Here is a 13852-nt window from a genome sequence, read left to right on the forward strand (position 1 = left end):
TCCGCCGCTAACCTGTCTGGAGCAAGCTCCATACAGGTCCGCTCGACTTGCATGTATTAGGCACGCCGCCAGCGTTCGTCCTGAGCCAGGATCAAACTCTCCAATAAAGTTGAGTTGAATCGTTAGCTTTCAAAGAAAATAATTGCTAGGCTCGTTCAACGCGTTCGCTGTTCAGTTTTCAAGGAGCATTTTTCAACAACTTCTTCATTATATCAAGTTGCCTAGTCGTTGTCAACAAGTTTTTTCGCATCGTCATTCGCGTTACCTTGTCAAACAGCGACTTTGTTAATCTACCACATTCTATCATGAATGACAAGTGGTATTTTTTGTTTTGGTGCATCCCTTCGCTTCAGAAGAGAACGAAAAGTAATATACCACCAAACCTGCTCGCGTGCAAGTGAAAAAAATGGAAAAACCGCCCGGCACTTCCCGGACGGTTTTTCTGGTCTCTAGTCGCGAGCACGCATATGCGGGAATAGCAGCACATCGCGAATGGACGGCGAGTTGGTCAGCAGCATCACCAGACGGTCAATGCCGATACCCAATCCCCCGGTTGGCGGCATGCCGTACTCCAGCGCTTCGATGAAGTCCTCGTCCATATCGTGCGCTTCGTCGTTTCCGGCCGCCTTCTCCAGCAGTTGAGCCTCAAAACGTTCGCGCTGGTCGATCGGATCGTTCAATTCGGTAAACGCGTTGGCGTGTTCACGGGCCACGATAAACAGCTCAAAGCGATCCGTAAAGCGCGGGTCCTGCTCGTTTTTCTTGGCCAACGGGGAAATTGCCACCGGATGACCATAGACAAACGTAGGCTGAATCAGCTTGTCCTCTACTTTTTGTTCAAAGAACTCGTTGACCACGTGGCCAAAGGTATGATGCGGCTCCACGGCCACTCCATGTTCCTTGGCGAGCGCACGCGCTTCGTCGTCGCTCATTTCCTTCCAGAAGTCTACCCCGACGTGTTCCTTGATCAGGTCGACCATGTGCACGCGGCGCCACTTCGGCGTCAGGTCCACCTCATGACCCTGGTAGTGAATCTTGGTGGTCCCCAGCACCTCCTGGGCGATGTGTGCGATCATCTCTTCGGTCAGCTTCATGATGTCTTCAAAATCGGCATACGCCTGATACAGCTCAATCATCGTGAACTCGGGATTGTGGCGGGTGGAAATCCCCTCGTTGCGGTAAACGCGGCCAATTTCGTACACCTTTTCCAGACCGCCGACGATCAACCGCTTCAGGTGAAGCTCGATGGCGATCCGCATGTACAGCTGCATGTCCAGTGCGTTGTGGTGCGTGATGAACGGACGGGCTGCTGCACCGCCGGCGATGGCGTGCAGAGTGGGCGTCTCCACTTCGAGGAACCCGAGGTTGTCCAAATACCGGCGCATCGAAGTCAAGATGCGGCTGCGCGTGATGAATGTATCGCGCACTTCCGGATTGACAATCAGATCCACGTAGCGTTTGCGATAGCGGGTCTCAATATCTTTCAGACCGTGATACTTTTCTGGCAGCGGGCGAAGCGACTTGGTCAGAAAGGTAAGCTCCTTTACCTTGACGCTCAGTTCGCCCGTCTTGGTTTTAAATACAACGCCGTTGACCCCGATCAAATCACCGATGTCGCACAGCTCAAACACCTTGTAGGATTCTTCGCCCACTGTGTCCAGCCGCACGTAGATTTGGATCTGGCCGGAACGGTCCAGCAATTGGGCAAAGCTGGCCTTGCCCATCTCCCGTTTGGCCATCAGACGGCCAGCTATCGTGACGACATGTCCTTCCGCTTCCAGCTCTTCCTTGGTTTTGCCGCCGAAACGGTTGACGATGTCGGCTGCGTGATGGGTTTGTTCAAATTTTTTGCCGAACGGATCAATGCCCCATTCGCGCAGTTGGTTCATCTTGTCGTGACGCACTTGCAGCAACTCGTGAAGGCTTTCCTGTTGCTGTTCTGCTTGCTGCAGGTCTTGCTCGTTGTTCATTCCTATGTTCACTCCTCGAAAAAAATCAATCGGAAAACGGGCGTGCGGAAAATAGCGATACGGCGTACCCTTTTTCTAAGGTACGCCTTGTGGTACTGAATTACAAGTTAATGTCGAGAATCTCATATTGAATGGTGCCGGCCGGCACCTGTACGTCGACGATCGCTCCTTTGGCCTTGCCCAGCAGTGCCTGGCCCACCGGGGATTCGTTGGAGATCTTGTTGTTCATCGGATCGGATTCGGCAGACCCGACGATGGTGTATTCGACGATGTCGCCAAACTCCAGGTCTTTCAGTTTGACGGTGGAACCGACGCTCACCACTCCGGTATCCACGTCTTCGTTGGTGATGATGCGGGCGTTGCGCAGCATTTTTTCCAGCGTGAGAATGCGCCCTTCGATAAAGGCCTGCTCGTTTTTCGCCTCTTCGTACTCAGAGTTCTCGCTGATATCGCCATAGCTGATCGCTTCCTTGATCCGCGCCGCTACCTCTTTGCGTTTAACCGTTTTCAAATCCTCCAGCTCTTGTTCCAGTTTCGCCAAACCTTCTGGTGTAAGAATTACTTCTTTTTCCGACATGGTTCAATTCCCCCGTTTACAGATAATTCCTTCGCACCTGGTAAAGTACAAAGAATTATATGTAGATGTTCTATACAATATACAGTTCGATCGTGCATGACATAAGGCTTCATAGGGAAAGCTGCCAGGGTGAACTGGCAGCTTGAGTCCTGATAATACGGTGTATTATAGGATATGAAGGAACCCTTGTCAATGTCTGGGATGTTACGAGCTGACGGCTTCATCCGGCACCAAAACGTCTGCTTCGTCGAGATCGTCGGCGTGGTTTTCCACCCATTCGACGTAGTCCAACAGGATGCGGCGCAGCTCTTCCTCCGTCTCCACGGCATTGATCAGGTTTTTGGCATGGGTGGCCCCTTTCAGCCCTTTCAGATACCAGGCTGCGTGCTTGCGCATCTCCAGGATGCCGACGCGCGGCCCCTTCAAGGCGATCAGCCGCTGAGCGTGCAGCAGGCAAATCTCCACTTTTTCGCGGGCTGTCGGCTCCGGCGGCAGCACCCCTTTGGTCAGGTACTGAACAGTGCGGTACAGCATCCACGGGTTGCCCAAAGCGGCTCGGCCGATCATCACGCCGTCACAGCCGGTCATGTCCAGCATGCGGCGCGCGTCTTCCGGCGTCGCGACGTCGCCGTTGCCAATCACGGGAATGGAGACCGCTTCCTTGACGCGGCGAATCCAGTTCCAATCAGCCTTGCCCTTGTACATCTGCACGCGGGTGCGACCGTGGACGGCAATCGCCTGGGCACCGGCACGCTCCACCGCCTGGGCGTTTTCAATCGCGTACAGATGCTCGTCATCCCAGCCCAGACGCATTTTGACCGTAACCGGTTTGTCCACGACATCGACAACGGCCGAAACGACTTCGTATATCTTGTTCGGGTCCAGCAGCAGCCGGGCGCCGGCATCACAATTCACGATCTTGGGAACGGGACAGCCCATGTTAATGTCGATGATGTCCGCGTTGGTGTTCTTGTCAACATACTTCGCCGCTTCGACCAGCGTTTCCTTGTCTCCGCCAAAAATCTGCAGGCTCAACGGCTTTTCCCGTTCGTCAACAAACAGCATATCCATCGTCTTCTTGTTGCCGTGCACGATTCCCTTGTCGCTGACCATTTCGGCACAGACCAAACCGGTGCCAAACTCCTTGGCGATCAAGCGGAAAGCGGGATTGCACACCCCTGCCATCGGCGCAAGAACGACGTTGTTTTTCAACTCGATGTTACCGATTTTCATTTATACACAACCTCCTTTTCCCGCAAGGTACAAGTGACCTCTGCGCTGATACATGCGCGGGCGGGCGATGCGGAGAGCGTCTGACCCAGCTGAAAGGTCATTTACTATTTATAGCACATAATTCTTCGTAGTCCACCTGTAAAGTGCTGGCGATTTTGCGCAGCACCGGTTCGGTCGGCGTGCGGGTGCCCCTCTCCAGTGAACCGACAAACGACAGGGACACGCCCATCTTGTCAGCCAGGGTCTGCTGCGTGTACCCCTTCAACTTCCGGAATGACCGTATGCGATTGCCCAATCGATTGTTCCCCACTTTCGTACCCCCTTGTCATCCTGCGGCAACAACCGGAGAAGGTCATCGACGGTCCGGCCGAATACGGGAAGCGGTCCTCCCTCCCAGACGTCACGAAGCGGAATCAGAACAAATGCCCGATCAGCCATCTCCGGATGGGGAATGACCAGGTGTTCCTGCCTCACCGCTTGGCCGCCGTACAGCAGCACGTCGATGTCGATCGTGCGCGGCCCCCAGCGGACGGTGCGCACACGTCCCAGTTCCTGTTCCACTGCCAGCGCTTCCTCCAGCAGTTTTTCCGGGGACAGATCCGTTTCCACCGCGATCGCCATGTTCAGGAACGCGTCCTGCTCCACGTACCCGACCGGATCGGTTTCATAGACGGATGAGATCCGCACGACGCGGATGCCCTTCCGTTCGTTTAGCTTTTGCACTGCCTGCCGTAAGTTGTCCGCCCGGTCCCCCAAGTTGGAACCAAGGGCGAGATACGACCGTACCGTCATACGTTCATGTCCTCTCTTCTGCGCGTCATCTCGATGGCAACCGAGTCGTATTGGCCGTTGATGGGCGGGTTGGGTTTCGTCACCTTCACCGTCACTTCCGCGATCGGGAATGACTGCAACAGTTGGCCGGCAATGCGGGCCGTCAACGCTTCCACCAGGTTGTATCGCTCTGTTTCGACGATTTTTCGAACACAATCAAAGATATCGGCGTAATTGACCGTATCGTTTAGATCGTCGCTGGCTCCGGCGCGGGACAAGTCCAACGCCAGCACCAGATCCACGTAAAAACGCTGCCCGAGCTGGGCCTCTGCTTCGAAAACGCCGTGATAGCCGTAAAATGACATGCGGTTAAAGTAGATTTTATCCAACAGGGAGGCCTCCCTTGCACATCGCGTCCATCATTGTGACGACCCGCTTCATTTCCTTGACGTCGTGCACCCGGACGATGTGGCAGCCCTTCGCTACGCCCAGGGCGACGGTGGCAGCCGTACCCTCCATTCGGTCATGCACCGGCAGGTCGAGCACCTTGCCAATCATCGATTTGCGCGACGTGCCGAGCAGCACCGGATAGCCGAGCGCGACCAGATCGTCCAGGCGGCGCATCGCCTCCAAATTTTGGTCCAGCGTTTTGGCAAACCCGATCCCCGGATCGAGGATGATCTGCTCGTCGCGGACACCAGCCTCCCGCGCGATGCGGACCGATTCCCGCAGATCGCGCACCATGTCGCAAAAGAAGCGGGAGTAGGCCATGTCTTCCCGGTTGTGCATCAAAATGATCGGAGCATCGTAGCGCGCGGCAACCTGGGCGATTCGCCGGTCCCGTTTGGCTCCCCAGACGTCGTTGATGATGTGGGCGCCGGCTTTGATTGCCTGCTCCGCCACTTCAGACTTGTAGGTGTCAATGGACAGCGGGACCTGCACTTCCTCCACCAGCGCGCGGATGACCGGCATGACGCGCTCCAACTCTTCCTCCAGTCCTACTTCCACAGCACCGGGGCGCGTCGACTCTCCGCCGATGTCGATGATGTCCGCTCCCGCTTCCACCATCGCGCGGGCCCGGGCAACCGCCTGATCCAGGTCCACGTACCGGCCGCCGTCGGAAAAGGAGTCGGGCGTCACATTCAAAATCCCCATCACCAGGGTCCGCTGTCCCAACGGCAGCACATAACGGCCGCAGACCAGCCCCCGTCGCTGCCGAAGCTGCCGACGCATGGTCAATAGCTCCAACACTTCCTGTGCCGCTTCCAGCAGGCTTCCTTCCTGATCCGGCAGCCGGTGCAGCAAGCCCTCCAGCTGACCTTGTGTCGCCTGGATCAGAATGTCGGCCACTCCGGACGAAGCCGGATTGTCGAGGACGACTGCATCGCCTCCGCACGCCTGTACGCTTGTCCGCAGCAGTCGTGCAGCTGCCGGCGACAGACGTTCCAGGTGGATCAACAGCGGTTCTCCCGCTACGGCCAGCCGCTCCAGGTCGGACTCGCACACGTTTCGGTCAGACAGTTCCGCCGCCAGTCCGGCCCGGCTCCGGCCGTGTATCACAAATGGATTGTGCTTCATCTGCCTAGCTCCCCTTCAGTTGTCAATGACAAGGTGGCATGTTGATTGATAGCATACCATACTTACCTACCGGACGCTACCGATTCGCGGTAGGCGCGGCGCAAAGCACGGGTGTATTCCCCGTACGAAGCCGGCACCGGTCGGCCGTCGATTGTGCTCACCGGCACGACCTCCTGCACCGAGTTGGTGACAAACACTTCGTCCGCCTGCACCAGCGCATCCGGCCGGTACCATCCCTCTTGGGCGGGGATGCCGAGCTTTTGCGCCAGTTTCAGCACATGGCGCCGGGTCACGCCGTCGAGAATGCCTGTGTCCGTGGAAGGCGTGTACAAGTGGCCGTTGGTCACCCAAAACAGGTTGCTGACGATGCCCTCTGCCACATAGCCTTCCCGTGTCAAAAACAACCCTTCCACGTCCGGCTGTGCTCCCAATTCCAGACGAGCCAGCGCGTTGTTTATATAGTTGTGCGATTTGAACCGCTGATGACCCTCCGCCGTCTGGCGCGGTACGGACAGCGTTTGCAGTTTCTTGGGCCGGGGCGGTTCCGTCAGGGGCGGCACTTCTTTTGCAAAGATGAAGAGCGACGGCCTCACATACTCATCCGACGCCAGGCCGACTCCTTCCGGCCCGGCTGTCACGCTGAGCCGCACATACGCGTCGGCCAGCCCGTTGGCATCCGCCGTCCGCAGGATCGCGTCAGCCAATTCCTCCGCCGTCCACGGCGCTTTGATGCGCAGCGCCAACAGCCCCGAACTGAGCCGGGCGTAATGGTCGTCCCACAGAAAGAGGCGGCGCTGGTAGACGCGCACCGTTTCAAACAGGCCAATTCCGTACAGGAAACCGTGATCCAGGACGGACACCGACGCCTGTTCCGCAGGCATGATTGTTCCGTTTACGTAGATATGCATTTCGCGCTCGCTCCCGACAATCGGTATTCGAGTTCATCATACCACATTACGTCCTGCCTCAGCGCTCTTTCCGCGCACCGTGTACGGTGCATCATCGGGGATGGCGACATGGTAATCCCTACAAAAGAAAAAAGGCAGTACGCACGGGACGCACCGCCTTTTTCTGCCGGATGGCTGTTGATTGGCTTCAACGCTTCTCCCCGTTTTTTACGGAGACATCCAGCCCTTGTATTTTCTTTTCCTCGTCGTCGTTGGTCAGTTCCCTGGCCGCCAACTTGAACTCCGTCAACGTCCGGCCAAAGGCGCGGCCGATCTCCGGCAGCTTGCTCGGTCCAAAGATGACCAGGGCGATAATCAGAATCAAGATAAGCCCGGGGATACCAATGCTGGATAACATGTCAGGCTACACTCCCTCGCAGATTAAAAGCCGGTGATGGCAATGACGCCAGGCAGAGCTACCGAGCTGCCGCCTTTCGGCCAGTGGCTGGTCGGCCGGTCGTAGGACGTCAGGTTTTCCCCCGGATGCTGCACGGACAGGAACAGCGTCTTTTCGTCCGGGGTAAACCACGGGCCGGTCATCTCCGCGCCGACCGGTGCAGATGCAAACTGCACCGCTTCCCCTTTGTGGTCTCCGGAGGTCGGGATCAAGTAGACGCCGTTGTTGCCGAATGGCGTGTAGATGCCGCTGTTCATGGACGACGACGAAATGTCGGTCACCACCCAAAGGTTGCCTGCGCTGTCAAACGCCATGTTGTCCGGTGCCGCAAACCCGCTCTGCGGACCGCCGGCGGCAAAGATTTCAAAGGTAAATGCGGTGCCGGCATGATTGCCGTCCTGTTCAAACAGGCGGACGATCTGGCCGTAGAAGTTGCCGTGCTTTGCGTTGTTCGTCATGGCGATAAAAACGCTGCCGTCGATCGGATGCACCTCGACGTCTTCCGGCCGGTCCATCGGGGTGGCCCCTACGGCTTTGGCCGCATCGCGGCAGTTGACCAACACGTCGGCCTGGGAGGAAAACAGCGGTTTGCCCGCGCTGTCGGTCGCCTGCTGCAGCACCTCGTTGGAGGCATAGTCCAGCGCAATCCAGGCGCCCTTGCCGAAGTTGGCCACGTACAGCGTACCTTCTTCCAGCAGCTTGGAGTTTTGTTTGCCCGCTTTCGGGTCGTATTTGCCTTTGGAGACGTATTTGTACACGTACTGGTCGTTGGCGTCGTCACCCATGTAGACGACCAGCTGTCCCGTCGGCGCGATCACCATGGCCGTATTTTCATGGGAAAAACGGCCCAGGGCGGTATGCTTTTTCGGCGTGGATGCCGGATCAAACGGATCCACCTCCACCACCCATCCGTAGTGGCGGCTGTCCGGCAACTTGCAGTCGTTCACCACGTCCTGGAAGTTTTCTTCGCAGGAGAGGATGGTGTTCCACAGCGTCACACCGCCGGAGCAGTTTGCAAACGTGCCGGTCACTTCCTTGGCGATGGACGCGGCCGGGCCGGTCAACACGTGTTTGGTCAAACCGCTGACGCGGCGACCGTAGGCGGAGTCGCTGACCAGCTTCCACCTGCCGTTTTCCTTTTTCACTTCGATCACCGACCCGCCCAGCGCATACAGGTACTTCCGGATTTGCTCCGCCGTTCGCCGGTTCTGTTTTGGATCGGCGTTAAGCGCGTCATAGCCGGTGACGTAGTATTCCAGTTCGCCCAGATACTCGTGATTTACCCACAGGAGGCCGTGGTCCGACCTGCCGTCAATCGGGAGGAAACAGGTGAAGTCAGCGTTGAAGCCAAACGTGTCGCCTGCCTTGTTGATTCTGTCACCGTAGACAGCCACGACGTCGTATCGAAATCCTTCGGGCAGCACTACATCGTCCTTGGTGGTTGGCCGGATCGGTTTGAACTTTGGGGAAAACTTGTGCTTTTTTGCCTCCAGCCCGAACAGGTGGTCGGCCGTTTTTCCGGAGAGCGATTCACCCGCTGCCAGCGCCGGTATGCCGGTCGCCAGAGAAGCCAGCGCTGCCGCACCAGCGCCGAGATATGTCAAAAACTGTCGACGGTTCACGTCCATTGCACATTCGCTCCTTTACGTTACGCATCTGTTACGTCGATTGTACAAGCGAATCGTCGACATTCGGTTAATTCCGGATAAATGTTGTGTTAATCTTTGGTCTATTGAATAAAAAAGCGCCCGAGTGCATCGAGCGCTTTCACATTATCGTTATCCTGCTGCTTGTTTCGCATACGTATCCAGGAAGTTTTGCAGTAGCTGTTTGCCGTACTGGGTAATGATCGATTCGGGGTGAAACTGCACGCCTTCGATCGGGTAATGGCGATGGCGCACGGCCATGATCTCCCCTTCCTCCGTCCGTGCGGTCACTTCCAGCACGTCGGGCAGGCTCGCCTCCTCCAAAATCAGCGAGTGGTAGCGCGCCGCCGTAAATGGAGAGGGAATGCCGCGAAAAATCGTCTGGCCGTCGTGATACACCTCGGACGTCTTGCCATGCATCAGCCGCTCGGCACGCACCACCTTGCCGCCGAACACCTGACCGATCGACTGATGGCCCAGACATACGCCCAGCATCGGAATTTTGCCGGCGAAATAACGGATGGCCTCCATGCTGATGCCCGCCTCATTGGGCGTGCACGGCCCCGGCGAAATCATCAGGTAGTCCGGCGCGAGGCGCTCAATCTCCTCCAGCGTAATCTTGTCGTTGCGGACGACCCGCAGCTCCTCGCCCAGCTCCCCCACGTACTGCACCAGGTTGTAGGTAAAGGAATCGTAGTTGTCAATCATCAAAATCATACGCTCAACTCCTCTCGACTCGCCTTTCTCTGCTCACTCAACTCCAATGCTTTCCACAACGCTTCCGCCTTTTTCAGCGACTCGACATACTCTGCCTCGGGACGGGAGTCGATGACGATGCCCGCCCCCGCCTGCACGTGGGCCATGCCGTCCTTGACCACCATGGTGCGGATGGCGATGTTGACTTCCACGTCGCCATTAAACCCGAACCAGCCAATCGACCCGGTGTAGACACCCCGTTTGACCGGTTCCAGCTCCTCGATGATCTCCATCGTCCGCACTTTGGGCGCACCGGTGATCGTCCCGCCGGGAAATGCAGCCGCGACCGCGTCAAACGCGTCTTTTCCCTCCGCCAACTCTCCTTCCACATGGGAGACGATATGCATGACGTGGGAGTACTTTTCCACTACCATGAACTCGCTCACCCGCACGCTGCCGTACCGGCATACACGGCCGAGGTCGTTGCGCTCCAGATCGACCAGCATGACGTGTTCCGCCCGCTCTTTTTCGTTCTCCACCAGTTCGCGCACCAGTGCCTCGTCTTCCGCGTCGTTTCTTCCCCGCGGGCGCGTGCCGGCGATCGGCCGGGTGCTGACTGCGCCGCCCTTTACCTTGATGAGCAGCTCCGGCGAACCGCTGACCAGTTGAAACTCGGGGAAGTGCAGGTAGCCCATGTACGGCGACGGGTTTAGCTTGCGCAGCACGCTGTAGACGTCGGCTGGCATCACCCGCATCGGCTTGCTCTGCCGCACCGAGAGGTTCACCTGAAACACGTCCCCTTGGGCAATGTACGCCTGCACGCGGCGCACCGCCTCTTCAAACTGTTCCTGGCCAAATGACACCTGGGCCGGGGTGGCCGACTCCAGCGGCCGCTTGCGCAGCGCGTCCCAGTCGGTATCGTCCGCCTGTGCGTCCCGAGTCAGGGATGTAAGCTCTCGGGCCCGCTGTGACAGGAGCTCCGCCGCGTCGCGGTACGAATCTTCCGTCAATCCGCTCGTCGGCAGGTGCGTCAGGCAGTAACATTCCCGCGTCGCATGATCAAAGACAAGAAGGTCTTGCACTATCATAACATACAGGTCGGGCAGCCGTAAGTCGTCTGCAGCGATCTGCGGCAGGGTCGGTTCAAAAAAACGGTTCATGTCGTAACTAAGGTATCCCAATGCGCCGCCGCAAAAGTCGGGCAGACCCGGCACAACCGGTGTCCGGTAGCGGGCCAGCAGCTCACGAAGCGCAAACAGCGGGTTTTCCCCTGTTATCCGTTCAGTTTGGCCGTCAGCGAACGTGACCGTGGTTTGCAGGTCCTTGCTCTGCATCACCGCGACGGGCTGCCAGGTGAGATAGGTAAAGCGGCCGGCTCGTCCGCTCTCCAAGAGCGCCGCTCCCTCCAGTGAGGGCTGCAGGGCATTGAGCAGTTCCCACGGGTCCAGGTTCTCCGGCCAGGCGAAGCGTACAGCAAGCGGGACGTACGGATACTCGCCAGCATACTTCTCGATGTCGGTAAAGGATGGCAGGATCAAATCAATTCACGCTCCGTCATTCTGCTTTCTCGCCTCCAGCATATCACATTCACCGGGGATGTTTCGCGGTTACTTTTTGGCTGCGCGGAACGAATCGCATGAAATAAAGAACGCCGGCCGCAAGCCGACGTTTCATTTGGTCCAACGCTTCTTTCCGTCTTATTCTTCAAACTGATACAGCGGGGTGGACAGGTAGCGTTCACCGTTGCTCGGAATGACCGCCACTACTTTTTTGCCCCGACCCAGCTTCTGCGCCACCTTCAGCGCGGCAAAAATAGCCGCACCGGAAGAAATGCCGCCGAGAATCCCCTCGTTGCGGGCAACGCGTCGTGCCGTTTCGAAGGCTTCCTCGTTTTCTACCTTGATGATCTCGTCATACACATTGGTGTCCAGAATCGCCGGTACAAAGCCGGCTCCGATGCCCTGAATCTTGTGCGGGCCCGGTTTTCCGCCGGACAAAACGGGCGAGGCGGCCGGTTCCACGGCGACAATGTGGACATGGGGGTAATGTTCACGCAGCAGTTGACCAACGCCTGTGATCGTCCCGCCGGTGCCGACACCGGAAATAAACGCGTCGATCCCGCCGATTTCTTTTGCCTGCTCCAAGAGTTCCCGACCGGTCGTCTCCCGATGCACTTTCGGGTTGGCCGGGTTGTTGAACTGCTGCGGCATGAAATAGGAAGGATTTTCTTTCACCAGCTCTTCCGCCTTGCGAATGGCGCCGCCCATGCCTTCGCTGCCCGGTGTCAGCACCAGCTCTGCTCCGTAGGCGCGCAGCAGATTGCGCCGCTCAATGCTCATCGTCTCCGGCATGACCAGGATGGCGCGGTATCCTTTGGCTGCTGCCACCATGGCCAAGCCGATCCCGGTGTTGCCGCTCGTCGGTTCGATAATCGTGTCTCCCGGTTTCAGTTTGCCTTCCGCCTCAGCAGCTTCGATCATCGCCAGAGCAATCCGGTCCTTGACGCTGCTGCCCGGATTGAAAAACTCCAGTTTCAGGTAAATGTCGGCCATATCAGCGCTGACGACGCGATTCAGCTTCACCAGCGGCGTATACCCGATCAGGTCCGTAATGGAATTGGCGACACGCATCGTGTCAATCCCCCTTTTTATAACCTAGTAAAATGCTAGGTTTTATTGGCATAATTATAACAAGGTGTGCCTAGGCCGGTCAATGAGGCATTTGCCCAGATATCTGGGCGCCGACCGCCTTGCGCAATCGTTCCAAAACGATCGCCACCGGGTAAAGGCGGTCGACGAGCGGTACCCTGGTTTACATCTCCTGCATGATCTCTTCCAGCGCCGCTTTATCGTAGTGGTAGCGCTCGTTGCAGAAGTGACAGTGGACCTCTGCTTCGCCCTTTTCTTCAATCAGGGCCGTCATTTCCTCTTTGCCCAGGCTGACCAACGCCTGGCTCACCTTTTCCGGCGAACAGATGCAGCGAAACTGAATGTCGGTCCGGCTGAGAATTTTCGGCTCGTCCAACACGCGCTCCAGAATCTGTTCCGGCGTCAGACCTTCCCCGATCATCCGGGATACCTGCGGGAGCTGCCCCAGCCGTTCTTCGATCCGGCTCACTACCTCGTCCGGCGTACCCGGCAGGAGCTGCAGAATAAACCCTCCGGCGGCCAGCACGGAGCGATCTTCCGGATTGACCAGCACACCCACGCCGACCGCAGACGGGGTTTGCTCCGAAGTGACAAAGTAGTAGGTGAAATCCTCGCCAATTTCACCGGAGACAATCGGCGAACTGCCCCTGTACGGCTCCTTCATTCCCAGGTCTTTGACCACGTACAGAAACCCGTCGGTGCCGACCGCGCGGGCCACATCCAGTTTGCCCTTGTCGTTCAGTTCAAAGTGAACGTGCGGGTTGGTCACGTAAGCGATGCCTTCCCCGTGGGCGTTGGCCTCGGCGATAATCTGCCCAATGGGCCCGCCCCCTTTTACTTTGACGGAAAGCCGCTCATCTCCTTTCAGCATGGCCCCCATCATCAACGTGACGGTCAACGTCCGCCCTGCGGCCGCCGTCGCCGTGTTCCACATGTCGTGGCGGCGTCTCATTTCTTCAACAATGCCGGTCGTCCGGGCGGCAAATGCGCGCACATGCCCGTTATACCCGGTCGCCCGTATCAAATAATCGCTCATGCAGCGATCCTCCTTTTGCCATGACGTCTGCAAGAAGTAGTGTACCACAAGAAAACCGATGCCGCTCAAGCCAAGCGTGCAGCGCGGCGCATGGACAGATTTCCGACTCATCCGGGCGGTATCCATCACTTTGTCACACACTTTGAAGCAGCAGCTTGGCCAGTAATCGCCCCCAATCACAACAAGCCGGACAAGTCGTGTCTGCAAAAAAAATCCCCTCGTCAACGTAGAGTGCACCCCTTAAAGTAGACATTGGAAAAACCCCTTGGGATAACCGATGTTACTTTAAGGGGTGAATTTTTTATGGCTATCAAAGGTCAAAAGTTCAAGCATTATCCTTTGTCGTTGAAAAT

14 protein-coding genes and 1 rRNA gene are annotated in these 13852 nt (G+C 57.3%); all 15 read right to left on the bottom strand.

Going from position 1 to position 13852, the window contains the following annotated elements:
* Nucleotides 1–107 (bottom strand): 16S ribosomal RNA (locus tag ETC00_RS18290); the annotation flags it as partial.
* Nucleotides 108–449: 342 nt separating this feature from the next.
* Entirely contained in the window at nt 450–1970 is a 1521-nt protein-coding gene (lysS, locus tag ETC00_RS18295) for a lysine--tRNA ligase (RefSeq protein ID WP_171567556.1), read from the bottom strand.
* Nucleotides 1971–2070: 100 nt separating this feature from the next.
* Nucleotides 2071–2547 (bottom strand): transcription elongation factor GreA, encoded by a 477-nt coding sequence (gene greA, locus ETC00_RS18300; protein WP_171567557.1) that lies wholly within the window; start codon nt 2545–2547, stop codon nt 2071–2073.
* A 204-nt stretch (nt 2548–2751) separates the two neighbouring features.
* A complete protein-coding gene (gene dusB, locus ETC00_RS18305) occupies nt 2752–3780 on the bottom strand; it encodes a tRNA dihydrouridine synthase DusB (RefSeq protein WP_171567558.1) in 1029 nt (342 codons plus the stop codon).
* A 97-nt stretch (nt 3781–3877) separates the two neighbouring features.
* Complete coding sequence (locus ETC00_RS18310) at nt 3878–4090, bottom strand: helix-turn-helix domain-containing protein (RefSeq protein ID WP_171567559.1); 213 nt, start codon at nt 4088–4090, stop codon at nt 3878–3880.
* Nucleotides 4042–4572, bottom strand: coding sequence for a 2-amino-4-hydroxy-6-hydroxymethyldihydropteridine diphosphokinase (gene folK / locus ETC00_RS18315; protein WP_171567560.1), 531 nt, complete (start codon nt 4570–4572; stop codon nt 4042–4044). The genes ETC00_RS18310 and folK overlap by 49 nt, the downstream gene beginning before the upstream one ends.
* Complete coding sequence (gene folB, locus ETC00_RS18320; protein WP_171567561.1) at nt 4569–4940, bottom strand: dihydroneopterin aldolase; 372 nt, start codon at nt 4938–4940, stop codon at nt 4569–4571. The genes folK and folB overlap by 4 nt, the downstream gene beginning before the upstream one ends.
* On the bottom strand, nt 4933–5784 hold the full coding sequence (folP, locus tag ETC00_RS18325) for a dihydropteroate synthase (RefSeq protein WP_311838091.1): 852 nt from the start codon (nt 5782–5784) through the stop codon (nt 4933–4935). Before folP ends, folB begins: the two co-directional genes overlap by 8 nt.
* 407 nt (nt 5785–6191) lie before the next feature.
* On the bottom strand, nt 6192–7037 hold the full coding sequence (pabC, locus tag ETC00_RS18330; RefSeq protein ID WP_171567563.1) for an aminodeoxychorismate lyase: 846 nt from the start codon (nt 7035–7037) through the stop codon (nt 6192–6194).
* Nucleotides 7038–7224: 187 nt separating this feature from the next.
* Nucleotides 7225–7434: a twin-arginine translocase TatA/TatE family subunit gene (gene tatA, locus ETC00_RS18335; RefSeq protein ID WP_171567564.1), complete on the bottom strand. Its 210-nt coding sequence runs from the start codon at nt 7432–7434 to the stop codon at nt 7225–7227.
* Between the two features lie 23 nt (nt 7435–7457).
* Nucleotides 7458–9101: a PhoX family protein gene (locus ETC00_RS18340; protein WP_171567565.1), complete on the bottom strand. Its 1644-nt coding sequence runs from the start codon at nt 9099–9101 to the stop codon at nt 7458–7460.
* Nucleotides 9102–9251: 150 nt separating this feature from the next.
* Nucleotides 9252–9836 (bottom strand): aminodeoxychorismate/anthranilate synthase component II, encoded by a 585-nt coding sequence (pabA, locus tag ETC00_RS18345; protein WP_171567566.1) that lies wholly within the window; start codon nt 9834–9836, stop codon nt 9252–9254.
* Nucleotides 9833–11350: an anthranilate synthase component I family protein gene (locus ETC00_RS18350; protein ID WP_171567569.1), complete on the bottom strand. Its 1518-nt coding sequence runs from the start codon at nt 11348–11350 to the stop codon at nt 9833–9835. The genes pabA and ETC00_RS18350 overlap by 4 nt, the downstream gene beginning before the upstream one ends.
* Before the next feature lie 162 nt (nt 11351–11512).
* Nucleotides 11513–12445, bottom strand: a complete 933-nt coding sequence (gene cysK, locus ETC00_RS18355; protein WP_171567567.1) for a cysteine synthase A — start codon at nt 12443–12445, stop codon at nt 11513–11515.
* Nucleotides 12446–12626: 181 nt separating this feature from the next.
* Nucleotides 12627–13499, bottom strand: a complete 873-nt coding sequence (gene hslO / locus ETC00_RS18360) for an Hsp33 family molecular chaperone HslO (RefSeq protein ID WP_171567568.1) — start codon at nt 13497–13499, stop codon at nt 12627–12629.
* Between the last annotated feature and the right edge of the window lie 353 nt (nt 13500–13852).

Source organism: Brevibacillus sp. MCWH (assembly GCF_013096935.1).
Taxonomy (GTDB): domain Bacteria; phylum Bacillota; class Bacilli; order Brevibacillales; family Brevibacillaceae; genus Brevibacillus; species Brevibacillus aydinogluensis.